This window comes from Actinospica robiniae DSM 44927, from assembly GCF_000504285.1.
GTDB classification, from domain to species: domain Bacteria; phylum Actinomycetota; class Actinomycetes; order Streptomycetales; family Catenulisporaceae; genus Actinospica; species Actinospica robiniae.
In genome coordinates, this window is record NZ_KI632511.1 from 4,579,688 (window position 1) to 4,604,922 (window position 25,235).

Annotated in this window: 22 protein-coding genes and 1 pseudogene; 13 read left to right on the forward strand and 10 right to left on the reverse strand. The window is 70.1% G+C overall.

Annotated features, from left to right (window positions below; genetic code table 11):
* Positions 1 to 78: 78 nt before the first annotated feature.
* Positions 79 to 1,560, reverse strand: coding sequence for a glycoside hydrolase family 3 protein (locus ACTRO_RS19370; RefSeq protein ID WP_034264965.1), 1,482 nt, complete (start codon positions 1,558 to 1,560; stop codon positions 79 to 81).
* Positions 1,560 to 2,468 carry a GNAT family N-acetyltransferase gene (locus ACTRO_RS19375; protein WP_051451070.1) on the reverse strand — a complete coding sequence of 303 codons (909 nt, stop codon included), beginning with the start codon at positions 2,466 to 2,468 and terminating at the stop codon, positions 1,560 to 1,562. The genes ACTRO_RS19370 and ACTRO_RS19375 overlap by 1 nt, the downstream gene beginning before the upstream one ends.
* Before the next feature lie 119 nt (positions 2,469 to 2,587).
* On the opposite strand from ACTRO_RS19375, the gene ACTRO_RS19380 reads away from it, so the two are divergent.
* From ACTRO_RS19380 to ACTRO_RS19390, 3 genes are read left to right on the forward strand one after another with little or no spacing between them, the layout of a single operon-like run.
* Positions 2,588 to 3,754 carry a serine hydrolase domain-containing protein gene (locus ACTRO_RS19380; protein WP_051451071.1) on the forward strand — a complete coding sequence of 389 codons (1,167 nt, stop codon included), beginning with the start codon at positions 2,588 to 2,590 and terminating at the stop codon, positions 3,752 to 3,754.
* A 14-nt stretch (positions 3,755 to 3,768) separates the two neighbouring features.
* Positions 3,769 to 4,749 carry a MurR/RpiR family transcriptional regulator gene (locus tag ACTRO_RS19385; protein ID WP_034264969.1) on the forward strand — a complete coding sequence of 327 codons (981 nt, stop codon included), beginning with the start codon at positions 3,769 to 3,771 and terminating at the stop codon, positions 4,747 to 4,749.
* A 43-nt stretch (positions 4,750 to 4,792) separates the two neighbouring features.
* On the forward strand, positions 4,793 to 5,389 hold the full coding sequence (locus ACTRO_RS19390) for a DUF4240 domain-containing protein (RefSeq protein WP_034264972.1): 597 nt from the start codon (positions 4,793 to 4,795) through the stop codon (positions 5,387 to 5,389).
* 24 nt (positions 5,390 to 5,413) lie between these two features.
* On the opposite strand, the gene ACTRO_RS19395 is transcribed toward ACTRO_RS19390, so the two are convergent.
* Positions 5,414 to 5,830, reverse strand: coding sequence for a helix-turn-helix transcriptional regulator (locus ACTRO_RS19395; RefSeq protein ID WP_034264976.1), 417 nt, complete (start codon positions 5,828 to 5,830; stop codon positions 5,414 to 5,416).
* A gap of 55 nt (positions 5,831 to 5,885) precedes the next feature.
* Positions 5,886 to 6,539: a hypothetical protein gene (locus tag ACTRO_RS19400; RefSeq protein WP_034275646.1), complete on the reverse strand. Its 654-nt coding sequence runs from the start codon at positions 6,537 to 6,539 to the stop codon at positions 5,886 to 5,888.
* A gap of 59 nt (positions 6,540 to 6,598) precedes the next feature.
* On the opposite strand from ACTRO_RS19400, the gene ACTRO_RS19405 reads away from it, so the two are divergent.
* Positions 6,599 to 8,074 carry a UDP-N-acetylmuramoyl-L-alanyl-D-glutamate--2,6-diaminopimelate ligase gene (locus ACTRO_RS19405; RefSeq protein WP_034264980.1) on the forward strand — a complete coding sequence of 492 codons (1,476 nt, stop codon included), beginning with the start codon at positions 6,599 to 6,601 and terminating at the stop codon, positions 8,072 to 8,074.
* Here ACTRO_RS19405 and ACTRO_RS19410 read toward each other — a convergent pair.
* Positions 8,064 to 9,005: an N-acetylmuramic acid 6-phosphate etherase gene (locus ACTRO_RS19410; protein ID WP_034264983.1), complete on the reverse strand. Its 942-nt coding sequence runs from the start codon at positions 9,003 to 9,005 to the stop codon at positions 8,064 to 8,066. The genes ACTRO_RS19405 and ACTRO_RS19410 overlap by 11 nt on opposite strands.
* 346 nt (positions 9,006 to 9,351) lie before the next feature.
* Between ACTRO_RS19410 and ACTRO_RS19415 the strand changes: the two genes are divergently transcribed.
* From ACTRO_RS19415 to ACTRO_RS19435, 5 genes are all read left to right on the forward strand, one after another.
* The gene (locus ACTRO_RS19415) at positions 9,352 to 11,169 is read left to right on the forward strand and encodes an ABC transporter substrate-binding protein (RefSeq protein WP_034264986.1); all 1,818 of its coding nucleotides are present in this window, start codon (positions 9,352 to 9,354) and stop codon (positions 11,167 to 11,169) included.
* A 138-nt stretch (positions 11,170 to 11,307) separates the two neighbouring features.
* Positions 11,308 to 12,300 (forward strand): ABC transporter permease, encoded by a 993-nt coding sequence (locus tag ACTRO_RS19420; RefSeq protein ID WP_034264989.1) that lies wholly within the window; start codon positions 11,308 to 11,310, stop codon positions 12,298 to 12,300.
* A 2-nt stretch (positions 12,301 to 12,302) separates the two neighbouring features.
* Positions 12,303 to 13,148, forward strand: coding sequence for an ABC transporter permease (locus ACTRO_RS19425; protein WP_034264992.1), 846 nt, complete (start codon positions 12,303 to 12,305; stop codon positions 13,146 to 13,148).
* The gene (locus tag ACTRO_RS19430) at positions 13,145 to 14,170 is read left to right on the forward strand and encodes an ABC transporter ATP-binding protein (protein ID WP_245594425.1); all 1,026 of its coding nucleotides are present in this window, start codon (positions 13,145 to 13,147) and stop codon (positions 14,168 to 14,170) included. The genes ACTRO_RS19425 and ACTRO_RS19430 overlap by 4 nt, the downstream gene beginning before the upstream one ends.
* On the forward strand, positions 14,167 to 15,210 hold the full coding sequence (locus ACTRO_RS19435) for an ABC transporter ATP-binding protein (protein ID WP_034264995.1): 1,044 nt from the start codon (positions 14,167 to 14,169) through the stop codon (positions 15,208 to 15,210). The genes ACTRO_RS19430 and ACTRO_RS19435 overlap by 4 nt, the downstream gene beginning before the upstream one ends.
* A 1,413-nt stretch (positions 15,211 to 16,623) precedes the next feature.
* On the opposite strand, the gene ACTRO_RS19440 is transcribed toward ACTRO_RS19435, so the two are convergent.
* The 3 genes from ACTRO_RS19440 to ACTRO_RS19450 form a co-directional block, all read right to left on the reverse strand.
* On the reverse strand, positions 16,624 to 17,199 hold the full coding sequence (locus tag ACTRO_RS19440; RefSeq protein WP_034264998.1) for a hypothetical protein: 576 nt from the start codon (positions 17,197 to 17,199) through the stop codon (positions 16,624 to 16,626).
* A 127-nt stretch (positions 17,200 to 17,326) separates the two neighbouring features.
* Positions 17,327 to 18,703 carry an FAD-binding oxidoreductase gene (locus tag ACTRO_RS19445; protein WP_034265001.1) on the reverse strand — a complete coding sequence of 459 codons (1,377 nt, stop codon included), beginning with the start codon at positions 18,701 to 18,703 and terminating at the stop codon, positions 17,327 to 17,329.
* Entirely contained in the window at positions 18,681 to 19,709 is a 1,029-nt protein-coding gene (locus tag ACTRO_RS19450) for an N-acetylglucosamine kinase (protein WP_051451073.1), read from the reverse strand. Before ACTRO_RS19450 ends, ACTRO_RS19445 begins: the two co-directional genes overlap by 23 nt.
* 223 nt (positions 19,710 to 19,932) lie before the next feature.
* On the opposite strand from ACTRO_RS19450, the gene ACTRO_RS19455 reads away from it, so the two are divergent.
* The 3 genes from ACTRO_RS19455 to ACTRO_RS19465 all read left to right on the forward strand — a co-directional run bounded on the left by ACTRO_RS19455 (position 19,933) and on the right by ACTRO_RS19465 (position 22,827).
* Positions 19,933 to 20,766 (forward strand): M55 family metallopeptidase, encoded by an 834-nt coding sequence (locus ACTRO_RS19455; RefSeq protein WP_034265005.1) that lies wholly within the window; start codon positions 19,933 to 19,935, stop codon positions 20,764 to 20,766.
* Positions 20,759 to 21,562 carry a DeoR/GlpR family DNA-binding transcription regulator gene (locus ACTRO_RS19460; protein ID WP_051451074.1) on the forward strand — a complete coding sequence of 268 codons (804 nt, stop codon included), beginning with the start codon at positions 20,759 to 20,761 and terminating at the stop codon, positions 21,560 to 21,562. Before ACTRO_RS19455 ends, ACTRO_RS19460 begins: the two co-directional genes overlap by 8 nt.
* Before the next feature lie 125 nt (positions 21,563 to 21,687).
* Positions 21,688 to 22,827: an AI-2E family transporter gene (locus tag ACTRO_RS19465; RefSeq protein ID WP_084316391.1), complete on the forward strand. Its 1,140-nt coding sequence runs from the start codon at positions 21,688 to 21,690 to the stop codon at positions 22,825 to 22,827.
* Between the two features lie 28 nt (positions 22,828 to 22,855).
* Here the strand turns inward: ACTRO_RS19465 and ACTRO_RS19470 are convergent, their stop codons facing one another.
* On the reverse strand, positions 22,856 to 23,611 hold the full coding sequence (locus ACTRO_RS19470) for a hypothetical protein (protein WP_034265008.1): 756 nt from the start codon (positions 23,609 to 23,611) through the stop codon (positions 22,856 to 22,858).
* A 64-nt stretch (positions 23,612 to 23,675) separates the two neighbouring features.
* Between ACTRO_RS19470 and ACTRO_RS19475 the strand changes: the two genes are divergently transcribed.
* The gene (locus tag ACTRO_RS19475; protein ID WP_245594426.1) at positions 23,676 to 24,536 is read left to right on the forward strand and encodes a metallophosphoesterase family protein; all 861 of its coding nucleotides are present in this window, start codon (positions 23,676 to 23,678) and stop codon (positions 24,534 to 24,536) included.
* A 127-nt stretch (positions 24,537 to 24,663) separates the two neighbouring features.
* Here ACTRO_RS19475 and ACTRO_RS51055 read toward each other — a convergent pair.
* A pseudogene (locus ACTRO_RS51055) lies at positions 24,664 to 25,152 on the reverse strand (DedA family protein); the annotation flags it as partial.
* Positions 25,153 to 25,235: the final 83 nt, after the last annotated feature.

Below are 25,235 nucleotides of genomic sequence, written 5' to 3' on the forward strand. Positions count from 1 at the left end.
GTGGCGCGCGCTGGAACCGAGCATGGCGAGGTGGATGTAAAAAAGCAATACCGGCTCTCGGAATTTCGAAACTTTCCTTCATGATCGCGATGGGCAGAGCACCTCGGCCACCGCGGCCGCGCAGGCGCGGCTCGCGCCGTGCGCCACCAGATAGGCGGCACCGGCCGGTCGGCTGCCGGGCAACCCGAGTTCGGCGACGATCGCGTCCGGCCTGGCCGCGAGGATCCGGGAGAGCGCGTCACCCATCCACTCGTGTCGATGCGCCGACCGGACGCCCAGCACCAACGGACGGCCGGATGCCGCAGCCAGCACATGTTCGATCGCTGCGTCAGTGCACTCCCCCAGCAACGCGACCGTCGTCCCGGGCATGCGCGACAGCAGCTGAGTGCCTAGGGCGGTGTCCGCGACGCTGCCGAGCGCAACTGGTCCGGCGGAGGTGAAAGCGACGTGGTGAGGCGGCGTGGCCAGCGGCAGCGCACCCGGCTGGGAGATGGTGACTCGCAGAGCCCTGCGAGTGGCCTCGAGCCCGATCTCCTCGTCGTCATCTGTCGGCTTTTCGTCGGCCTCACGGCCGCCTTCAGCGAGGAACGCCACGACCCTGCCGCTCGCCTCGGCGAGCCGCTCCTCCCCCAACTCACCCGTCAGCACGGCATCGACGATGGCGGCCTGAAGCCGCCCCACCAGCGCGTCGTCGCCTTCGTGTCCGACGCACAGCAGGTCCACGCCCGCCGCCAGCGCCCGAACCGCCGCACCTTCAACGCCGTAGCGTCGTGCGACCGCGGCCATCTCCAGCGCATCCGTCGTGATCAGACCCCTGAATCCGAGATCCCGGCGAAGGAGATCCACCGCGGCCCGGCTGACGGACGCGGGGTGCTCGGCATCGAGAGCGGGCAGCAGCAGATGCCCGAGCATGACCGCGCGGACGCCCGCGTCGATGGCGGCGCGGAACGGCGGTAGCGCCGTGGCGGCGAGCTCGGCCCGGCTCATCCGCACGGTCGGCAGCGCCACGTGCGAGTCCACAGCCGTGTCGCCGTGGCCTGGGAAGTGCTTCGCACAGCCCGCGATTCCCGTGCTCTGCAGGCCTTCCACCCATGCCGCGACGTGCCGCGCGACCAATTCGGGATCGGCACCGAACGATCGCACGCCGATCACGGGATTGGCCGGGTTGTTGTTCACGTCGGCGTCCGGGGCGTAGTCCAGATCGATGCCGGCTGCGACCATGCGTCGCCCCAACGATCGCGCGACCTTCCGGGTGAGCTCGGCGTCGTCCACCGCGCCGAGCGCCAGGTTCCCCGGATATGAGGATCCTGACGCTGCTTCCAGTCGGGTGACGTCGCCGCCCTCCTCGTCAACGCCGATGATCAGCTTCGGGTTCTCGGCGTGCAGCGCGGCGGTGAGCGTGGCGACTTGGTCCGCATCGCGGACGTTGCGCCCGAAGAGGAGCACCGATCCGAGCCCTTCGCCGATCCGCCGGCGTACCCACTCCGGCGCTTGAGTCCCCGCGAACCCGGGCTGCAGCACATGGAGAGCGAGCCGGGAGAGGTCAGCCGGGAGCACCATCAGTCCGCCTTACGGTAGATCCAGAAGACTCGGTCGATGTAGGCGTCGACGACCTTGGCGTAGAACTTCGTCGGCCCCACCCACGCGATCTGCGCCGAGTCGTACCCGGCCGCGCGCAGGTCGGCGAGGCACCGGCGAAGCAGGACGCTGCCGATACCGAGGCCGCGCGACGCTTCGTCGGTGCCCATCGGCCCGAACCAGTCGGCGCGATTGACTCCATAGCAAGCGAATCCGAGGTAAGCCGCGTCTGGCGTACCGTTGTCGCGAATGGCCAGGTGGCAACCTGATCCGGGCTGCTCCAGCGTTGCGAGCGTCTCCTCCAGCCAGGTCCCGCCGAACGAGGCGAGCCAAGGCGTGACAGCTGCGCGGTCGTCCTCGCGCAGCAGCCGCAGGGTCACACCCTCGGGGACTGTTTCGCTGCCGACGTCGTCGAGCCAGGACTCTGCTTCAGTCAGGTCGACCGTCATATTCACAGCCTGGCTTGCTCTGACATACCCGGCCGATTCCAGGAGGAAGCCCGCGGCCGAATAGCGCACGTCGACGCCGGCCCAGGCGAACCGCGGGCTTGCCCCGCCCACGAAGATCCGCTGTGCTCCGGCGCTCTCCAGCCGCTGCTCCAGCGCTTGCAGCAGTGCTTTTCCGAACCCACGCCCGCGAGCACCGGGTGCGACCATGAGGAGGTTGACGTGCCCGCGCTCTCCGCGCAGCGACCCGAGCGCGCAGCCGACCGGCTCGCTGCCGTCGATCGCGACCACGGCCAATTCCGGGTTGTCCTGCGGCCAAAGCAGTTCCACGAACGAACTCGCGTCGGGCTGGTCCCAGCGCAACGACTGTGTGGCTATCCGACGCAGGGCCGGGATGTCCGCGGCTTCAGCGCCGCGCACCTGCCCGGCGGACGATTCGAACACGGAACCTCCGCATGTTGCTAACTGACGCAACTGGTCAAATTGTCGGTGGAAACTTACCATAGCCGGAGGAAGGCCGGGAATGGCCGGCCGGACCCGCGAGCGGAACGACGGGAGCGAACATGGACGAGGAGCCCGGCCGGAGCAACGACATCCCGAGCGCCGCGGTGCGTCTCGTCGCGGCGGCCGTGGCCGAGGGCGTCGTCCCCGCCGCGGTGCTGGCCGTCGGCCGGGGCGCCGACGGGCCGTGGAGCATGTACTACGCCGGCAGTACCCGGCTCGGGCCCGAAGGCCGCGACATCACTCCGGACACCCTCTTCGACCTGGCTTCGCTCACCAAGGTGGTCGCCACCACGCCGTGCGTGCTGCGCCTCGCCGACGCAGGCGAGCTCGACCTCGACACGCCCGTCGCCGGCTACCTGCCCGAGTTCGCCGGCGAGGATGTGACGCCGCGTCACCTTCTCACCCATACCGCTGGTCTGCCCTCGCACAGGCTGCTCTACCAGCTGCCGGGCGGCCCCAAGGAAAGGCTGGCCGCCGCGTATCACGAGCCCCTGATCAGCCGGCCCGGCGAGCAGGTCTGCTACTCCGACCTCGGCTTCATCCTCCTCGGCGAGCTCGTCGGAAAACTGACCGGCAGCCCCCTCGACGCCGCCGCCCGCGAACTCGTCTTCGACCCGCTCGGCATGGCCGATACCGGCTACCTGCCTACGGCCCCGCGCGAACGCTTCGCCGCGACCGAGCCGCGCCCGGACACGGGGCTGCCGCAGATCGGCGTCGTGCACGACGAGAACGCCGAAGCGCTCGGCGGCGTGGCCGGCCACGCGGGCGTGTTCGGCACCGTCGGCGACCTCGTGCGGTACGTGCGCAACGGCTGGCTGGCCGAGGAGAGCCCGATCCTCTCGCCGCGCATCCGCCGCGAAGCCTTCACCTGCCAGACCGCCGCGGCGGAAGGCGGCCGCCGCGGCCTCGGCTGGGCGCTGGCCGGAGACCAGTGGGACCACATGACCGCGGCCTGGCCGGACAGCCGGGCCGGACACACCGGGTTCACCGGTGTCAGCGCCGCGCTGGATCCCGCCAGCGGGCTGTGGACGCTGCTGCTGACCAACGCGGTGCACCTCGGCCGCGACCATTCCGGCATCATTCTGCTCCGCCGGACCGTGCACGCGGCCGTCGCTGCGTGGGACGCCGCGAGAGCCGAAGGCGAGGCGAGGTCGCCAGACCTTGACGGCGGCGGGCACGGCGGGGGCGCCTACGCCGGTGGCCGGGTACTACGATCGCACCACTGAATCCGAGGAGACCGATGAGCCGCTCCACCGGGCGTGACGAGGCCGAGACCTCCCCCGCCGCAGCTCCCCTCGCGCCCGCGGCCGCGAAGCCCGGGCGCGGCGAGTCGCTGCTGCCCCAGCAGACCACGATCCTGGTGCAGATCCGCGCGCTGCTGCCCAGCCTGCCGCCGTCCGAACGGCGGGTGGCCACCGCCGCGCTGGCCGACCCGGTGGGCGTGGCCGCGTGCACCATCAGCGATCTGGCCGCGTCCTGCCAGACCTCGGAGACGACCGTCGTGCGCTTCTGCCGCAGCCTCGGCCTGCGCGGATACCCCGAGCTGCGGATCGGCCTGGCCGCCGCCGCGTCCGCGCAGGACGGCCCGGCCGCCTCCGGCTGGACCGGCCTCGGCACCGACATCGGCCCGCGCGACACCACCGCCGAGGTGGTCGGCAAGATCGGCTTCGCCGACGCGAAGGCGGTCGAGGAGACGGTCGCGCAGCTCGACCTGCACACCTTCGACAAGGCCGTCGACGCGCTGGCCGGCGCGGACAAGATCGACCTCTACGGCTCCGGCGCGAGCGCGCTGGTGGCGTTCGACTTCCAGCAGAAGCTCAACCGGATAGGGCGCCGCGCCGGCGCCTGGTCCGACCCCCACCTGGCCCTGACCTCCGCCGCACTGCTGCGCAGGGGCGACGTGGCCGTGGGCATCTCGCACACCGGTGAGACGCCTGACACCCTCGCCGTGATGCGCGAGGCGCGGGCCAACGGCGCCATGACGATCGCGATCACGAACTTCCCGCGCTCGACCATCGCGACCGAGGTCGACCGCGTCCTGACCACCGCCGCCCGGGAGACCACGTACCGCTCGGGCGCGATGGCCAGCCGCATCGCCGCGCTCACGGTGGTCGACTGCCTGTTCGTCGCGCTCGCCCAGCGCAACCGCGCCCGCACCCTCAAGGCGCTGGAGCGCACGTACACGGCAGTGCGCAACCGGCGGATCGCGGCGGCGGACTGAGGGGTCACTCCTTCGTGTCGGCGGCTCGTGAGAGAGTGCGCCAGTGGACATCACCGAGTTCTGGACCCTCATCGAGGCCGCGCGCGCTCAGGCCACGAACACCGTGGACGACGACGGCAAGGCCGTCGCGTCCTATCTGACCGAGCGGCTCGCCGCGACGTCGGAGCTGACGATTTTCGAGTTCGAACAGCATTTCGAGATCTTGGACTCGGCGCTGTACCGCTGGGACGTGTGGGCGGCCGCGACCCTCATCAACGGCGGCTGCTCGGACGACTCGTTCATGGACTTCCGCGCCGCGGTGATAACCCAGGGCCGCGAGTGGTACGAGCGGATAGCGCAGAACCCGGACGAGCTCGCCGACCACCCCGACGTGCGGGCGGTGGCCGCCGGCGACCGCAAGTCCGCGCTGTTCCAGGAGGCGGTGAACTACGTGTCGGCCCACGCGTACGACCAGATCACCGACGACGACACGGACATGCGCGACTTCTACGAGGCCTACGACGCGTTCATCGGCGAGGACGTGCCGGAGCCGACGGATCTCGGTGAGGAGTTCGACTTCGACGACGCGGTGCAGATGAGGGCGAAGCTTCCGCGCCTGGCGGAGCTCTTCGTCACCGTGCCCGTGCGGGCGGCCGCGTAAGGATCGTGCGCGGAGCGGAGCGGCTCAGCCGCCCGCGCTGCTGTGGCGAGCGGGCCGGGTGATGTCCTTAGCCAGACACCCCGGCACGCTCTCCAACTCGCCGTGGTCCCGGTTCCGATAGGCCGTCGGTGTCTCCCCGACCAGCTCCGTGAACCGGGCACTGAACGAGCCGAGCGAGGAACAGCCGACCGCCATGCAGACCTCCGTGACCGACATGTCGCCGCGGCGCAGCAGCAGCTTCGCGCGCTCGATCCGCCGGGTCATGAGGTAGGAGTAGGGCGTCTCGCCGTAGGTCGCGCGGAACCGGCGGGCGAAATGCGCGGTGGACATGTAAGCGGTACGCGCAAGCTCGGCTACGTCGAGTGGCCGCGCGTACTCGCGGTCCATCAGGTCGCGGGCGCGACGCAGATGGGCGAGATTGGCGAGTTCCTCCGGCGTCACGGTTCGAGCCTATCAGCGTGCTCAGTGGTTGCTAAGAGTCCCGCGAATCCGCAGGTCATGAGTCGATTGAGAGACGCCGAGCCCCGATACCAGCGCGGCCGGCGCCACCCGCGCGGCCGAGCTGGGCCGGATGCGTCACGGCCTCCTCCAGCTGCGCCGCGAGGGAATGGATGGTGGCGCTGACGAGGTAGGTCTCGACGCCCGCGTCCATGAACCGCCGCACCGGGCCATTGGAACTCATGCCGAGCGAGTCGTCCGAAGCCTCGACCACCATGACCCGCGCCCGCGGAAAGCGGCCGCGAAGGTTGGACAGCAACATCAGCCCGATCCCCGGCGGCACCAGCAACACGTCAGCCGTCGGGGGCGCGGCGTTGAAGTCGAGAACGACGTAGTCCTCACCGAGGGAGGAAGCGAGCAGCGACCTGACATGGTCGGACATGCGCAGCGCCGAGGCGACGATGGTGACGCGGTCGTAGCTGATGGCCGCCTCAGACGGCTCGGCTCCCGGCCAGGCAGTTGGAGCCGGCGCCTGCGCTGGGGTGGTCGTTGCGGTCGTCGCCGCCGTCGGAATGGCCGAGATCGACGCGAGCGGCTCATCGCCCCGTGTGATCACCAGCTCCTCGCCGCTCCGTAGCGCCTCGATCATGGCCACGACGTCCTCCGGCAGGCAGCTCACGTCGATGCAGCGCGACCATCTGACCTGATCCATGCCCTTCATACTGACATCTGGCCCTCCGCGCAGTCACGACCGAAGGAGCAACCCGCCCGATGAAGCTCGCCGACGTCCTCGATCAGAACCAGTACCGGCTGGTGCAGGGAACCCTCGACACCGAGATCTCGGCAGGGGTGACCGCCGACACGCGAAACGTCGAGCGTGGATCGCTGTTCGTCGCCGTCGCCGGCCATCGCCGAGACGGCCACACCATGCTCCACGAGGCTTTCGAGAAGGGCGCGGTGGCGGCGCTCGTCACCGATCCCGAGAGCGCGGCGCCGGCGGGGATGACAGTCGTCGAGGTACCGGACACGCTGGCCGCGGTCTCGTTCACCGCCGCCCGCCTGCAAGGAGAACCGGGGCGGTCGATGAAGGTCGTATCGATCACCGGAACCAACGGCAAGACCTCGATCGCGGCCATCCTCGAATCGATCCTCGGGCACCTCAGCCCCGCTCCCGTCGGAGTCATCGGCACCGGCGGGCCGCGGATCGATCAGACTCCGCTGCCCTTGAAGGTCAGTACCCCGACCACGCCGCTGGCCAATGAACTGCAGGCGATTCTGCGTGCCATGGCGGACCGGCACACGGAAACCGTCGTCATGGAGGCGTCTTCGCTCGCGCTGGTCGAACACCGTGTCGACCACGCTTTCACCGACATCGGCGTGTTCACCAACCTCTCGCACGACCACCTCGACGATCACGGAAGTATGGAGGCCTACCGGCAAGCCAAGATGCTGCTGTTCTCCGGGCTCTCCGGCCAGGCCGTGGCCAATGCCGACGACCCGGTTACCGCCGAGATCCACACCTTGATGCCGGGCCGCGTGACGACCTTCGGCATCGAGCAGGACGCCGACTACCGCGCCGTCGACGTCCGCGTCTCCACCGCCGGCACCGCATTCACGCTGCTTCACCAAGGGCAGCGGCACGAAGCCGGCTTCCCCGTGCCCGGACTCTTCGCCGCCTCCAACGCCCTGGCCGCGATCGTCGTGTGCCGACTTCTGGGATACGAACTCGAAGACGTCCTGCCGGCGCTCAAGGCGGTCGGGCAGATCCCAGGGCGCATGCAGACACTAAGCCTGGCCGACGGCACGACGGTCGTCGTCGACTACGCTCACAGCCCTGATTCCCTCGAGAAGGTCCTGGACACGCTCCGCGGCCTGACCGCGAACGGCAGACTCATCACCGTCTTCGGCTGCGGCGGCGACCGCGACCCGGCCAAGCGCGCGCCCATGGGCGCCATCGCGGGCCGGCTGTCCGATCACGTGGTCATCACGAGCGACAACCCGCGCATCGAAGACCCCGAGTCGATTCTCGACGCGATCGAGGCGGGCCTCGGCCCGACAGGTACGTCGTACGACCGGATCACGGACCGCCGCGAAGCCATCGCCCGCGCCCTGTCCGTCGCACGCCCCGGCGACACCGTGCTGATCGCGGGCAAGGGCAGCGAGGATCACCAGATCATCGGTGACCGCAAGATTCCATTTCAGGACATTGCCGTAGTCCGCCAGCTCGCCGAGATCGTCACGCACTGACCTCGCCGACTGCCTGCCCTGCCGCCCCCAGCGCCACGATCGCGGGACGGACGCGGCCGTCTGCGGCGGCGAGGGCGTCGCGGGCATGGAGCGGCGGGACGTCGGCGAGGAGGGCGACGAGCGCGGTCTTGACCTGACCGTCTGCCGCGGCGAGCGCGGCGGCGCAGACGTCGGTCGGCTCGCCGGTCGCCTCGGTCAGGATCGTCAGGAGCCTGCCACGCAGTTTCGCGTTGCTGGCACTCATCTCCACCATCAAGTTCGAGTACGTACGCCCGAGCAGCACCATCAGCGCGGTCGACAGGGTATTGAGGATCAGCTTCTGCGCGGTGCCCGCTTTCAGCCGGGTCGAGCCGGCCACGGCTTCGGGGCCGGTGTCGGCGGCGAGGTGGACGTCGGCCCACTGCGCCAGCTCGGCCTGCGGGTTGGCGCTCACCAGCACGGTGAACGCGCCGGCCGCGCGGGCAGTGCGGAGCGCTCCGCCGACGTAGGGCGTGCGTCCGCTCGCGGTCAGGCCCACGGCGACGTCGGCGCCGGTCACCACGGCGGCTTCCCGGGCGCCGTCCTCCGGGTCGTCCTCGCTGTTCTCCACCGGCGTCTCCAGCGCGGCGCGGCCGCCGGCGTGGTGGGCGAGGATGACACCGGGCTCCAGGCCGTACGTCGGGATCAGCTCGGCCGCGTCCATCACGGCGAGGCGGCCGGAGGTGCCCGCGCCGAAATAGTGCATCCGCCCGCCCGCGCCCAGCCGCGCGGCCGCCTCGTCGACGACGCGCGCGAGCTGCGGCAGCACCGCGGCCACCGCCTCGGGCACCTTGTGGTCCTCGGCGTTGAGCATCCGAAGCAGCTCGATCGTGGGCACCAGGTCGATCTCGGTGGTGCGCGGATTGCGTTCCTCGGTGGGGGCCTGCACGCGGGGGGCGTACTGAGTGCTCATCACGCAGTCCTTTCGGCCGGGCGTCAAGGCGCTGGACCGTCGGCAGCCGAGCCCAACGGCATGGGGAAGTCGTACGGTGCTTTCCCACCGATCTCCGGCAAGCTCGCGGAAGGCACCGGCGAGATTCGAGCTCAGCGTGGGTGACGCTCAGCAAGCATGGCGTTAAGTTCCGTCGAGGTCAACTTCGTAAGTTAATTATTGACGAACCTTCAGGGCGCTCCTATCATCGGCTCACCGCACCACCACGACTCGATGCACGAGCGCGCGTCCGACCTGCACCCACGCGTCGGACGCCATATCCCGGCAGCACCACCTCAACCGCGGCCGATCGGAGATCCGACGCATCATGAACCGGCTCCACCGTCTTCGCGCCCCGCTCGCCCTGGCGGCCTGCGCGGGCCTGCTCGCAGCCTGCTCGTCCGGGGGCGGGAAAACCTCGTCGTCCCAGCTGGTCTACACGTCCGTGGACGCGACGAACCCGATCACGGCGGGCGCGCCGATGAATCCGTTCAACGCGTCCGGCAACTACTTCCCCAGCTACGACACCATGCAGCTGGGCTTCGACAAACAGAATCCGAAGGATCCCGACGACTTCTTCCCCGGCCTCGCGGCGAGCTGGACGATCAGTTCCACCGGGATCACGGTGAAGCTGCAGCCGGGCGCGAAGTGGTCCGACGGAACGCCGGTGACCCCGGCCGACATCAAGCTCTCCATGGCCATCGCCCTGACTCAGGGCAGTGCGACCGTCGGCGCCGGCTTCCTGACGCAGGGCCTTGACGTCGGCTCGGTCACCGAGGTCGACGCCTCCACGGTGCAGATCGACCAGGCCGCCGGGGGCACGAACCTGAACTTCGCCCGGCTGGTGCTCGGGCAGTACATCGTGCCGAGCTCGGTCTACGGCTCGCTGGTGCCCTCGAGCATCTGGAGCACCATCGACGATCTGGCCTCTGCCGACTCGGCCACCGCGTCGGCCGCGGTGACGAAGCTCAACGCGATCGGCAAGGCCGTCTCGGCCTTCTCGCCGGCCAAGGACGTCTCGGCCGGCCCGTTCGTCATCGCGCGGGTCAACCCGGGCTCGGCCGAACTGACCCGCAACCCGGACTTCTACGCGCTCTCCAAGATCGTGCCGAGCGAGGTGATCCTGCGGCACTTCAGCGGGAACTCCGACATCTGGGGCTATATGAAGAGCGGCGAGCTGGACTCGGCGCCCTACACCTCGATGCCGACGAACATCCTCGACTCGGTGCTCAAGACCGGTTACACCCGCGTCGATTCGGCCTCGTTCGTCGACGCGGCGATCGCCTTCAACGAGAGTGACGCCCCCTACGGTCAGGCCGCGGTGCGCCAGGCGCTGGCCTACGTGATCGACCGGCAAGCGGTGACGAAGGTCGGCGAGCCGGTGGGCGGCACCGCCGCGAGCGATCTGACCGGCATGGTCGAGTCGGCGACGAAGCAGTGGCTCACGCCTTCGCAGATCTCGTCACTGAACCCTTACTCACCGGATCAGACCAAGGCGGCGTCGCTGCTGACCGGAGCGGGCTTCAAGAAGTCCGGTTCGCAGTGGCTGCTGCCGGACGGCACGCCGTGGAAGATCACGCTTCAGACGGTCAGCGGCTTCAGCGACTGGAACGCCGCGGCCACAGTCGTCTCCTCCGAGCTCGACTCCTTCGGGATTCCGACCCAGGTGAAGCTGACCTCTGACTTCGCCACCTACAAGACCGACATGGCCGCGGGCAAGTACGCGGTCGGGTTCTGGCTGATCGCGCTCGGCCCTTCGGCTTCGGCGGCCTACCAGCGCCTCTACGGCCAGGACGACGGCTACACCGCGAACGCCAACGGCACCGTGACGCACGCGGACGGCGGCGGCAACTGGCAGCACACCCCGACCAGCTACACCGTCAACGGCACCGCCATCGACCCGGGTCTGCTGACCGCGCAGCTGGCCACGCTCTCCGCCACGGCACAGCAGACGCAGGTGCAGCAGCTGGCGCTCGCCACGAACGAGCAGATGCCGGTGATCCCGATCTGGGATTACACCAACGTCAACTTCACCTACGACAAGCGCTTCACCGACTTCCCGGGCGCGAGCTCGCCAGACATCAATGGTCTGATGTACAACCAGCCGGGCGTGTGGATGATGCAGGGCTACGTCAAGGCCAAGTAGTCCCGCGGCCACCCGGACAGGTCCCACCCGGCGCACAGGGCCCGAAACAGGGTTCTGAGCGTGACCCGGCGGGTATGGAGACGGCCGTCGGCTGCCTCCGTACCCGCCGGTACCTACCCCCGAAGGAGCTGGACGCAGGTGAAAACCCTGATCCGGCGGTTGCTGCCGAAGCTGGCCGCCGGGCTCGTGATGATCTGGGCCGTGGCGAGCTTCACCTTCTTCCTCGTGCACGCGCTGCCCGGCAACCCCGGTGACGCGGCGTACGAGAACTACATCCTGGCCGGCATGCCCCCCGAGCAGGCGCAGGCGAAGGTGGCCTCGATCTACGGCTTCACCTCGCACGACCCGCTGCTTGCGCAGTACCGCGGCTACATCTGGCGTCTGCTGCACGGCGACCTGGGGCAGTCCATCTCTTACAGCGGCGTCCCGGTCACCCACGTGCTGCGGGCCGCGGCGCCGTGGACCATCTTCCCGGCGCTGGCGGGGCTGATCATCGCCTTCCTCGTCGGCACCAGCGGCGGGGCGCTGGCCGCGGTCAAGCGCTCGAGCCGGTGGGGCGGGGTGCTGTCGATGTCAGGCTCCTTTTTCGCCGGGATCCCCGCGTTCGTACTCGCGCTGGTCCTGGCGTTCCTCTTCCACACCGAGTGGAACCTGCTCCCCTACGGCGACACCAGCGACGTGACCTTGACTCCTGGTTTCAACGGGCCCTACATCGCCTCGGTGATCCAGCACGCGGTCCTTCCGGTGGCGACGTACGCGTTGCTCGCTTACGGCGGCTGGCTGCTGACCATGAAGTCGAGCGTGATCTCAGTGCTCGGTGATGACTTCATCCTGGCCGCGGAGTTGCGCGGCCTGCACCCGCGCACCCGGATGCGGTACGTCTCGCGCAACGCGATCCTGCCGATGTTCACCATGTTCGCCCTCTCCATCGGATACTTGCTGGGCGGATCGGTGCTGGTGGAGAACGTGTTCGACTATCCGGGCCTGGGCAACGTGCTGTTCCAGGCGATCGGCGCCCGCGACTATCCGCTGATGTCCGGCGCGTTCCTGCTGATCACCGTCGCGATCGTGCTGGCGAACATCGTGGCCGACCTGCTCTATACCGTGATCGATCCGCGAGTGAGGCGTTGACGATGACGACCTTGCGTGTGCTCACACGCCGGCCGGGACGCGTGATCGGCCTGCTGATCCTGCTGTTGTTCGCGTTGATGGCCGTGGCCGGCCCCAGTCTCTACTCGGGCACGCTGGCCGTGGACCCGAACGCCATCTACTCCTCACCCAGCTCGCAGCACTGGCTCGGCACCGACTTCGCCGGCTCGGACGTGTTGCAGGAGATCGTGGTCGGCGCCCGCTACGTGCTCGAGACCGCAGCGCTCTCCGCGTTGTTCACCGCCGTGATCGGCACCGCCGTCGGGCTGGTGGCGGGCTACCATCGCGGACCGGCCGACTCGGCGCTGATGCGGCTGACCGACTTCGTGCTGACGATCCCCGGGCTGCCGCTGCTGATCGTGCTCTCCACGATCTGGAGCTTCGGCCAGCCGTACGAGATGGCGATCGCCCTCGGTGTGACCGGCTGGGGCGGCGTGGCGCGGGCGGTGCGGTCGCAGACCCTTTCGTTGCGTGAGCGCGGATTCCTCGAAGCCGCCCGCGGCCTTGGCCTCTCCTCCCGCCACGTGATCGTCAGGGAGCTGCTGCCGAACCTGGCGCCGTTCGTGGCGATGAACATGCTGCTGGCGGTGATCGCGTTCATGGGCGCGGAGGTGGCGCTGTTCTTCCTCGGGGTGGTGCCGTTCTCCAGCAGCAACTGGGGCGTGATGCTCAACCAGGCGGTGTTCTCCGGCGGCGCCATGGACAGCCCGGCCGCGCTGAGCTACCTGCTGGCGCCGCTGGTGTGCATCCTGCTGATCACGATCGGCATCGTGCTGTTCCTCGACGCCGTCGACGAACTGTTCAACCCGCGGCTGAGGGAGCGTCCGTGATCGACACCGCCTGGCAGACAGACGCCCCGGCCTCGGAGTACACCGAGGTCCTCGTGCGCGACCTGACCGTGTGCTTCCGCACCGACCGCGGCGAGGAACTGCCGGCCGTCGCGCACGCCGACCTGACCCTGCCGGCGGGCAAGATCACCGGCCTGGTCGGCGAGTCGGGGTCGGGCAAGTCCACCCTCGCGTTCTCGCTGCTCGGCGCCGTGCCCCCGCCGGGCCGGATCACCTCGGGCTCCGTGCACATGACCGGGATCGGCGACGTCACCAAGCTCTCTGGCGCGAAGCTGCGCCGGATACGCGGCGGCAAGGTCGGCTACGTCTTCCAGGCGTCGCAGAACTCGTTGAATCCGCTCAAGACCGTCGGCAAGCAGCTGCTCGATCTCGGCCGGGCGCACGACGTGGAGTACCTGCCGGGTCTGGTGCGCCGGGCTCGCGAGCTGTGCGAGCTGATGGGCATGGACGGCAAGCGGGTGCTCGATTCCTACCAGCACGAGCTGTCCGGCGGCATGCGCCAGCGAGTGGGGATCGTCTTCGCTCTCGTCCTCAATGCCAGAGTCCTGGTTCTCGACGAGCCGACGACGGCGCTGGACATGCTCTCGCAGGCGGCGGTACTGAAGATCATCGGCCAGGTGCACAAGGACATCGGCCTCACGACCCTCATCGTCACCCACGACATGGGCGTCGTCTCCGAGCTCGCCGACCGGCTCGCTGTGATGTACGGCGGCCGCATCGTCGAGGACGGTCCGGCGGAACAGGTGCTGCAGCGACCCTCGCACCCCTATACACGGGCTCTGATCAACGCGACAGCGCGGGTCTCCGGGGACATCTCGCGGGCCAAGGCGCTGCCGGGCCGCCCGCCCGACCTGGTCTCGATCCCCAAGCAGGGCTGCGTGTTCCGCGAGCGCTGCGCTTTCGCGATGGACCGCTGCGCGACCGAGGAGCCGCCGTTGCAGATCTGGGAGGGCGAGCGCCGCCGCGCCTGCCACGCCGACGCGCAGGAAGTGATCGGGTCGTGATCGAGGCCAGCGGCATAGCGCGGACGTTCCACGCACACGGAGCCTTCACCGGCGCTCGGGTCATCCAGGCCCTCCGGGGCATCGACTTCACGCTGCCGGACGGCGGAGCCGTCTCGTTCATCGGCGAATCCGGCTGCGGCAAGACGACGCTCGGCCGGATCCTCGCCGGGCTCGAGACCTTCGACGCGGGCGAGCTGACCGTCGACGGCCAGTCCGTCTCCGGGCTCAGCCATCACAAGCGCGCCGAGATCTTCCGAACGGTCCAGATGGTCCATCAGGACCCGTACTCGGTACTGAACCCGACCCGCACGGTCGCCACCACGCTCCGGGATCCGTTAAGGATGACGGCGAAGCGGGAGGGCAAGGGCGACGGCCGCGACGCGCTCGGCGCGCGTGCGCGGGAACTGCTCGAACTCGTCGGCCTCGACCCGGACGGCGTCCTGCCGAAGTACCCGCACCAGCTCTCCGGCGGGCAGCGCCAGCGCGTGGTCATCGCCCGCGCGTTGACGGTGAATCCGAAGGTCCTGATCGCCGACGAGGCCGTCTCGATGATCGACGTGTCGATGCGGCTGGGCATCCTCAGCCTGCTCCGGGACCTGCGCACACGGCTCGGCATCGGCCTGGTCTTCATCACGCACGACGTCGCGACGTCCCGGTACCTCGGCGACGGCGGCGAGTTGCACGTGATCTACCGCGGCGAAGTGGTCGAGCGCGGCCCGGTAGAGACGGTGATCCAGTCGCCGACGCACCCGTACACGCAGTGCCTGCTCTCGGCCGTCCCCGTGCTCAAGGGCCTCGAGGAGCCCGGACCCGACCGCCTCGCGCCGCGGGCACTGATGGACGCGACCGTCGAGACCCCCGGCTGCCTCTTCGAGCCGCGTTGCCCATTCGCCACGGAAAAGTGCCGCGACGAGCACCCGACGCTGGTCCAGGAGCAGATCGACGGTGTCGAGGTGGAGCACGCGTGCTTCCACCCGGCGATCCGCAGCGTCGCGGCCGTCGAACTCGACGCCGACGTGGAAAGCCGGGACCTGCCCTAGCGCGCATTGATGATCGGCTGAGTGCTCGCCGCTTCGCGTCGCCCGTCTTGTCTGGCGACCCACCCACCCGTTGCGTTGGCGGGGCGGGTTGCGGTTTCAAGATCTCGCCGCCGGCGGGCCCTTCCCTCGGAGAGAGTGCCGGGGCTGCGTGGTCGCTGGCGTCAACGGGGCGGGCTGTTGTTCGGGGTGGTGGGGTTGCGGGTGTGTGCTCTCTCCTCGGTTGGTCCCCGGAGGCAATCAGGAACCTGCCGGGAGGTCAAGCGGCGGTGGTTTCCGTTGATGGTGAATCATGCATCGCGCCGCTTGACCTCCCGGCAGAACCCTGATCGGGCTTCGCCTGCCCGACCGAGGAGAGAGCCCACCCCCTGAGGCAGATGTGCGAGCTGCGCTCGGGCCGAGTCCCGTGGCCCGGTCGCATTTCTCCTCCTTCAACGCAGGGGAGCACGTCCGAGTGTCCGGAAATCTCCAGGATTTTTGTTTATACGGTAAAAGCCGGATGCGCGGTTTTTATCGGTGGCGGCGTCTAGCATGGAAGAGTAGGGATCGGGGCTTGTGGCGGGAGGGTGGTGGACGGGTTGTGGCCCAAGACGGTGCAGGATTTCCCTTCGGGGTGTGACCGGGCCGCGCGATCCTGCGCGGTGCGCGAGCACCTGGCGGATCGGACCACGGCGATGCAGAATCCTTCCGCATCGAACGCGGGCCTGCGGGATTCCGCCGCGAGGCCTGGGATCAAGGTCGATCGCACCAAGGCGATGCACGATTCAGCAGCAAGCGCGACCCGAGCACCGACCCTTCACACGGATCAAGGATCCGGATGGCAGGACCACGGCAATGCAGGATTCCTCCGGACCGAGCGTGACCGGGCCACGGGATGGGACTCGGCCCGAGCGCAGCTCGCACCGGACCCTCAGGGGGTGGGCTCTCTCCTCGGTCGGGCAGGCGAAGCCCGATCAGGGTTCTGCCGGGAGGTCAAGCGGCGCCATGCAGGATTCACCATCAACGGAGACTGCCGCCGCTTGACCTCCCGGCAGAACCCTGATTGCCTCCGGGGACCGGCCGAGGAGAGAGCACACCCCCGGCACCCGACCATCCCGAACCCCAGCCCGCCCCACCAACGCCAGCACCCACGCAACCCCGGCACTCTCTCCGAGGAAGGGCCCGCCGGCAGCGATTTTCGTCTTGAAACCGCAGGCCACCCCGTTACGCAACGGGTGGGCGGGTGGTCAGACAAACAGGGCGACGCGAAGCGCCCGCCCCACCCCGACAACCACCCCGACCCGACCCGACGAACCACCACGCCCCCACCGGCACCCAGCCGATCATCAACTCGCAGTAGAGCAATAAAGCGCCCCGCGCCGGCTGCTGCCGGTGCGGGGCGCGGACTTCTGTCAGTGGTTGATGGTTGACTTAGCGTTAGTAACGGAAGATCCGGACCACGCTCGAGCCCTGGACCGAGCACCGGAGGTGCCCCTGGGCGTCACACTCGGTGTGGTTGCCGCGCACCACGATCTGGACGGAGCCGGCGTTGCGCAGGGCGCGGTAGTCGGCGTTGTCATTCGAGCGCACGCGGACGACGCTCGAGCCGGTGTGCAGCGCGCCCGGCCAGTCGCTGCCGGGACGCTGGCTGCGCAGTACCAGCGGGCCCACGTTGTTGCTGACCTCGACCACGATGCTCCGGTCGCGGCGGCGGTCGCGGCGGTCCGCGATGACGCCACGGTTCTCGGTGATGACTCCACGGTCCGCGATGACGCCACGGTTCTCGGTGATGACGCCGCGGTCGGCGATGATGCCGCGGTGGTTCTCGTCGGTGCCGCGGCGGTCGTCGTGGCCGCGGTCGGGGGCCGAGTGCCCCGGCAGCCGGCAGCTGTCGCAGTGGAGCGCGACGGGCCGGCCGTGGGACTCGGCCGCGAAGGCGGTGACGGGCGTGCTGACCAGGGCCGCGGCAGAAAGCGCCGCGGTGAGGGCAGCGACCTTGAGAGAGCGGTTCATGGGGTTCCTCCAGGCGTGAGGGGATCTGTCCTGGAGAGTAAGAGGTAGATTCAGTAGAATTGTGGACCATCATCCTTTCGGGTGGTGTCGCTGCTCCGACCGGATGACGCCGCCCTGCTCAGCCCGCTCAGCCTTCGAGCATCGAGCCCGGATTCAGGATCCCCTGCGGATCCAGCGCCGACTTGATCCGCCGGTTCAGGGCGAGCACTTCAGGGCCCAGATAGGCGGGCAGCCAGGCGCGCTTGAGCCGGCCGACGCCGTGCTCGCCGGTGATGGTGCCGTCGAGGGAGAGGGCGAGGTCCATCACGGCGTCGAACGCGAGCGCGGCCCGGGCGGCGCAGTCCGGATCGCCGGCGTCGTACACGATCATCGGGTGGGTGTTGCCGTCCCCGGCGTGCGCGACGAGGGCGATGGTCAGGCCGTACTCGGCGGCGATCGCCTCGATCCCCTCGACCAGCGCGGGCAGGGCCGGCAGCGGGACGCCCACGTCTTCGAGCAGCAGGTCGCCGCGCTGTTCGAAGGCGGGCAGCACCATCCGCCGGGCGACGGCGAGGGCCTCGCCCTCGTCCGGGTCGTCGGTGGTGTGGACTTCGGTGGCGCCGTGCCCGGCGCAGATCTCGCCGACGGCCTCGATCTCGGCGGCGGCCGCCGCGCCGGGCGCGTCGGAGCGCACCAGCAGCAGCGCGCCGGCGCCGCGGTCGAGGCCCATGCCGAGCTTGTCCTCGACCGCGTTCACGCTCGTACGGTCCATCAGTTCGAGCACCGACGGCCGCAGCCGCGCGGTGATCGCGAGCACGGCGTCGGCGGCCGAGACCAGGTCGGGGAACGCCGCCACCAGCGTCGAGGCGGGAGCCTGCGCGGGCAGCAGCCGCAGCGTGACCTCGGTGATCACGCCGAGGCAGCCCTCGCTGCCGACGAACATCCTCGTCAGCGAGAACCCGGCCGCGTCCTTGATCCGGGGGCCGCCGAGGCGCACGGCGGTGCCGTCGGCCAGCACTACCTCGAGGCCGAGCACGTAGTCCCCGGTGACGCCGTACTTCACGCAGCACAGGCCGCCGGCGTTGGTGGCCACGTTGCCGCCGATGGAGCTCGTCTCGAAGGAGGACGGATCCGGCGGGTACCAGAGCCCTTGCGCCGCGGCGGCCCGCTTGACCTCGCCGTTGAGCGCGCCGGGCCCGACCACGGCGACCCGGGTGTCGGGGTCGATGTGCACCGAGCGCATGTGCTCGAGGGCGAGCATCACGCAGCCGTCCACCGCGCTCGCCCCGCCGGACAGGCCGGTGCCGGCGCCGCGCGGGATCACCGGCACGCCGTGCCGCCCGGCCCAGCGCACGATCGTCTGCACCTCGCTGGTGCAGGTGGGACGCACCACCGCGCGCGGCGAGCCGACCTTCGCGTCTCGGGCGCGGTCGCGGCGGTAGCCCTCGATGATCGACGGATCGGTCACGACGCGACCGGCCGGCAGCAGCGCCGAGAGCACGTCAACCGAGTCTCGTCCTCGCATCCCCGGTTCCTCCTTCCGCCATGAGCTGTGCGTGCAGTGCCGGATCCGGCGCCTGGGTGAGAGCGGCGAGCCAGGCAGCTCCGGCCGCGCCGTCCGTGGCCGCGTGGACCGGTGCGTCCGGCCAGGTCTCGGCGAGTGCGGCGCGCACCAGCAGGTCGACGTGCATGCCGGGCTGCAGCACGCCGCCGGCGAGCACGATCGGCGTGGTGTCGCCGGGTTCGCGGATGTGGCAGAGAGCTGCGACGAGGAGCCGGGCCGCCTCGGCGAGGACGTGCTGCGCGACGGGGTCGGCCGCGGCCGCGCCCGCCAGTACGCGCGGAACGAGCGCCGCGAGATCCACCGGCGGCCTCTCGTTCACGGCGGCGATCAGCGCGGACGCCAGAAATCTGGTCTCCCCCGGCTCGCCGCCTTCGGGCGGCTTGGGGATCGGGTCCAGGTAGGCGGCGATCACGTTGTGCAGCAACGCGCTGCGCGGCCCCGAACCGTCGAGCGCGGCCAGGGCGGCACGGACTGCCTGCCGACCGATCCAGAACCCTGATCCGTCGTCGCCGAGCAGCCAGCCGTTCCCGTCCCGCCACCGGCACGGCCGGCGCCCGACCATCTCGGCTGCGACCGCGCCGGTGCCGGCGATGAGCACCGAGCCGTCGGATTCCGGCGTGCCGGCGGCGAACGCGGCGGCCACGTCGGAGACGATGCGCACTTCGCAGCGCAGCCCCACGGCTTGCCAGAGTGCTGCGAACACGGCGGCAGTGCCCGGCTCCGCGGCGACCTTGCTCTCCCCGGCCATCCCGACGACACAGGCTTCCACCTCGCCCGCGTCGTGCCCGGCCAACGCTTCCCTCATCGCGGCGCCGATGTTCTCGGCGGCTCGGGAGACGCCCCGCGCGATCGGGTTGCCGCCGCTCGCCCGCCCGATGCCGAGCCGCTGACCCGACGCCGCGTCCGCGGCGAGCGCGCGGGTCGAAGTGCCGCCGACGTCGAGGCCGAGCACCAGTCGGGCAGACATGGAACGCGAGCCTCCGGGTTCTTCGAACTGATGTGGTTTCCTGTGGGATGCTGCCAGCGCAGCGGCAGGAAATCAACAGCAGGGCTCTGCTGTATCGGCAGAATCAGCTACCTGTGACACACCGGCCGCGCGAGGCCGTGGGCTCTTGACGCGTTCGTCGGGCCTGCCGCACAGTAATCCGCATGAGTGGTCATCTTTGGTCAGGGCTCGCGGGGCAGGACCGGTGAGGATCCTCATCTCCGCGGACATGGAGGGCGCGACCGGCGTCACCTGGCCCGGCGACGTGGAACCCGGTACAGCCGGCTGGGAACGCTGCCGGACGCTGCTCACCGACGACGTCAACGCGGCGGTGGCGGGCCTGTGCGAGGGCGGCGCCGACTCGGTCGTCGTCAACGACGCGCACTCGACCATGCGGAACATCAAGATCGAGTGCTTAGATCCCCGCGCGACGCTCATCTCCGGGCGGCACAAGGCTTTGTCGATGCTCGAAGGCGTCGACGACCCCGAAGTGGCCGGCGTCGTGATGCTCGGCTACCACGTGGGCGCGGGCGCGGAGGGCGTGCTGGCCCACACCTACCTGCCGAACACCATCACCGCCGTCTACGTGGACGGGCAGCTCGCCAGCGAGGGCCGGCTGAACACGCTGGTCGCCGAGGAGCTCGGCGTGCCGGTGATCCTGGTCACCGGCGACGACCGGACCTGCGCCGACGCCGCCGAGTACGCGCCGAAAGCCCGCACTGCGGCCGTGAAGCGGCACGTCTCGCGATACGCCGCCGAATGCCCTCCACCCGCAGCAACCAGTGCACTGATTCACGATGCGGCGGTCGAGGCGGTCGCGCTGGCCGGCTGCCTGACCCGGTCGGCGGCAACGAGCCACCAAGTGGAGGTCGAGTTCGACGCGACCCACCTTGCCGCGGCGGTCACGGTCATCCCGGGCGTCAAACAGGTGGGAGCGCGGCGGGTCGCGTACGAATCAGAGTCCGCGTACGCGATGATCCGCTGCTTCAAGGCCCTGACGGTCGTGGCCTCCGCCGCGGTGGAGGCCCTGTATGGGTAAGGCCGAGGACCTGCTCGCCACAGTGCTGCCGGAGGAGCGCCGGCTTCAGGTGGCGGCCCTGCTGCGGCGCGACACCCGGGTGCGGGTGGAGGAGCTCGCCGACCGGTTCGCGGTGTCCGGGGAGACGATCCGGCGCGACCTGAAGGTGCTCGAGGACCGCGGCGTCGCCCGGCGCGTCTACGGCGGCGCGGTCGCCACGGACGGCGGCTGGCTGCGCAGCGAGGACCTGCACGACGCCCGCCGGGCCCAGCGGGCCATCGCGTCGGCCGCGGCGTCGCTGGTCGAGCCCGGCGAAACCGTGATGCTCGGGCTCGGCTCGCTGGTGACCGAGACGGCCCGGGCGCTCCCGTCGAGTTTCGCCGGCCGGGCGCTGTGCGCCTCGGTCCCCGCCGCGACCGTCCTGGCCGCCCGCCCCGGCATCGAGGTGCACCTGGCCGGCGGCCTGCTCCGCCGCCCCGACCTGGCTTGCACCGACGACTCGGCCGAGCGCTTCTTCGACCGCTTCTTCGCCCGCCGCGCCTTCCTCGCCGCCGACGGCCTGGACCCGCGGGCCGGACTGACCTGCGCCCACCTCGAAGAGGTGCCGGTGCACCGGGCCCTGATCCGCCAAGCCGCGGAGTGCTACGTCCTCGCCGACGCGCCGAAGCTCGGCACCGTCGCGGTCGGCCGGGTGGCGGGCCTCGCCGAGCTCGCCGGCATCATCACCGACGACGCGGCCGACCCCGACCTCGTCCAAGCCCTCGAACACGGCGGCGCCCGGATCCTGATCGCGCCGCAGGTCCCCCGTTCGGGCTAAGTAAGACCATTGTCGAAGCGCGGCGCGACCCCGGGCCAGGTCCACGCGCGATCACGTTCACTCGTTCGGCCCGCGCTCGGGCGGCGAGCCGCATCCGGCGGGCCAGAGCGGGTAGCCAGTGGGGCATGGATCAGCAGGGCCGACACGCGGTGAGCCCAGGACTGCGCCGGGCCTCCGAGTACGCCTGGCGGCTGCTGATCCTCGGCGTGGCCGTCTACGTGGTCTTTCGGCTCGCGCTGCGGTTCGAGCTGGTGTTCGTGGCGCTGTTCATCGCACTGATCCTCAGCTCGCTGCTGCGGCCGCCGGTCAACACGCTCGGCCGGCACATGCCGCGGGCGCTGGCGCTGGTGACCACCGCGGTCGGCGCGCTCGCGGTGCTGGCCGGAGTGGCCTGGCTGGTGGAGTACTCGGTGGCGGAGCAGAGCAGCGACCTCGGCGACGAGTTCCGCGGCGGGATCAACCAGATCAAACAGTGGCTGGAGGGGCCGCCGTTCCACGTGAAGGCCAGCACGCTCTCCGACCTGCAGAGCAAGATCGGCACCTACATCTCGCAGCACCGCTCGTCGCTGCTCTCCCAGGCGATCAACGAGGCGAGCCGGGTGGTGGACGTGGTCACGGTGCTCGCGCTGGCCGTGTTCTGCTCGGTGTTCTTCACCCATTCGGGCGTGCAGATCTGGCGCTGGTTCCTACGCCAGGTGCCGGAGCAGGTCAGGGACCTGTGGGACCGCTGCGGCCAGACGGCGTGGCACACCTTCGCCGGATACACCCGCGGGATCATCATGGTCGCGGCGGCGAACGCGGTGATGGTGGGCGTCTCGCTGAAACTGCTTCAGGTGCCGCTGGTGCTGCCGCTGACGCTGCTGGAGTTCCTGGCCAGCTTCGTCCCGCTGGTCGGTTCGCCGATCGCGATGGCGGTGGCCACGATCGTGGCGCTGGCCTCGCGGGGGGTGACCACGGCGGTGGTCGTGCTGGTGCTGATCGTGGTGTTCGGCCAGATCGAGGGGCACGTGCTGCAGCCGTTCGTGATGGGCTGGGCGGTGCGGCTGCACCCGGTGGCGGTGGCGGTGTGCGTGATCGCCGGGACCATCGTGGCCGGCCTGCTCGGCGCGGTGGTGGCGGTGCCGCTGGTCTCGATCGCGTGGGCGGTGACGAAGGTGCTGCGCGGTCGCGCGGATCCGAGCGACGGCGACCCCGGTCCCGGCCCCGGGAACATCGAGGGGATTCCGCCGGGCCGCTCGCCCGAGCCCTCGACCGGCGAGGCCTGAGCGCGGCGGCCGGTCGGGCGGAAGAGCCTCAGTCGGCCGGCGGCCCGTCGAACTCGCGCGAGACGATGGTGACCCGGCCGGTCTCCCGGTCGAAGCGGACAGTGTCCAGGCCCATCTGCTCGAGCTCGGCCACGAAGGCCGCGTGCTCGACGGTGTGCAGGGCTATGACGCCGAGGCTGGGTTCGGTCGCCTCGGACAGCTGCGCGAGCACGCCCTCCATCAGGCTCTGGGTGGAGGCCGAGGGCAGCGGCTCGTCCACCTCGACGTGCACCATCAGCTGCTCGATGCCGGTGTCCACCCAGCGTGCGTGCGAGATCCAGATGTTGCGCACGGCCGGGTACTCGCGCACCCGCTCGGTGAAGGCGGCACGCAAGGCCAGCGCGTGCGGGTCGGTGGTCCAGCTCAGATGCAACCGCTCGCCATTGCCCTGGCGGCCGCGCTGACGCAGCGTCTGCTGCACCAGCGGCACCGGCACCCGCGCCCAGCCGTTCTCGGCGAACACCAGCAGCGTGCGCACGCCGGTGTGCCCGGTGATGTCCATCAGCCGCAGCGCGTCGCAGTGCACGGACGCACTGGCCTCGGGCATCCGGTGCACCCGGCACTCCTCACTCACGTACGCGGGCAGTGCGGGGGCGCCGCCCTCGTCCTGGACGAAGACCACCTGGCCCTCGCCCTGCACGGGCACGTAGACGCCGTGGTCGACCAGAGCGGCGAGCAGAGCATCCGATTCGGAGGCGGCGGCCTGGCGGTCGAGGACGTCGGCGAGCGCGGTGTTGACGGTCATGGGGCGAAGCATAGGGAAGGATGACGGTATCCCGGGACGCTCTTGGTTTTCTATGCTGGGAAATGTGGTTAATGGTCTTGCGAACGGTACCGACAGCCCGAGCGGCCGGCTGTGGGCTATCAGTGATCTGCATGTCGCTCTGGCGGAGAATCAACGCTTCGCCGAAGCGCTCGAACCCGCCTCGCCGGCCGACTGGCTGCTGGTCGCGGGCGACGTGGCGGAGACGGTCGGCACCGTCGCGCGCACGCTGGAAGTGCTCGCGGGCCGGTTCGCTCAAGTGGTGTGGGTGCCGGGTAACCACGAGTTGTGGACGCACCCGAGCGACCCGGTGCAGCTGCGCGGCGACGAACGTTATCAGCACATTGTCTCCCTCTGTCGGCAATCGGGTGTGCTGACGCCGGAGGATCCGTATCCGATCTGGCCGCACGGGAAGTCCGGTCCGGTGGTGATCGCACCCTTATTCGTGCTCTACGACTATTCGTTCATGCCGGAGGGCGCCCGCTCGCCCGAGGAGGGCCTGGCGATCGCGCACGAGGCCGGAATCGTCGCGACGGACGAGTATCTGCTGCATCCGGATCCTTATCCGGGCCGGGCGGAATGGTGCGCGGCTCGAGCGCAGTACTCGGAGAAGCGGCTGGCCGAGATCGATCCGTCCCTGCCGACGGTACTGGTCAACCACTTTCCCCTCGTCAGGGAACCGACCAGGATCCTGCGTTACCCGGAGTTCGCGCAGTGGTGCGGGACGACGCGGACCGCGGACTGGCACCTGCGCTTCCGGGCCGAAGCGGTCGTGTACGGGCACTTGCACATTCCCCGGACGACGTGGCACGACGGTGTGCGCTTCGAAGAGGTCTCCCTCGGCTACCCGCGCGAGTGGGGGCGTCGGGATCGGCGGCCCGCGCTGCGGCAGATCCTGCCCGCCTGAACCGGATCCGCCTGCGCACCAGGCGGATCAGGATCAGCAGCGGCAGGAAGAGGACGGACAGCGCGACGGCCAGGTCCACGGTGTGCTCGGAGCCGGGGACGAACACGCCCACGGCGTAGCCGGCCGTCGTCACCCCGGCCGTCCACAGCACCGCGCCGAACGTCTGCCAGCACACGAAGAAGCGGGCCGGCACACCGACGGCTCCGGCGGTCGGCCCGATCACGGTGCGCACGACCGGCACGAACCGCGAGATGATCAGTGCTCTGCGGATGCCGAAGCGCACCAGCAGCCGCTCGGTGCGGTCGAAGGCCGTGGCCACGTGGACGCCGCCGGCGCGGGCGCGGAGCCTGCCACCGGCGCGGCGGCCGAGCAGGTAGCCGAGCTGGGTGCCGAGCACCGTTCCGGCCGTGGCCGCGGCCAGCACCCACGGCAGGCCTAATCGGGCCGGCCCGGTACCTACCGCGCAGAGCAGACCGGCCGTCAGCAGCAGCGAATCGCCCGGCAGCACGAAGCCGATGAGCAAGCCGGTCTCGGCGAACAGCACCAGGAAGATGCCGGGGATCGCGCCGTGGCCGAGCCAGGCGAGCAGTGCTCCCGCGTTGAACAGCGTCGTCATCTCTCCCGACCCCACGTCTCGAGCGTCCCTGTCCTTATAGCCTCGTCGTACGCGGCGCCGCGGTCATGGGGGACAGCACCCCT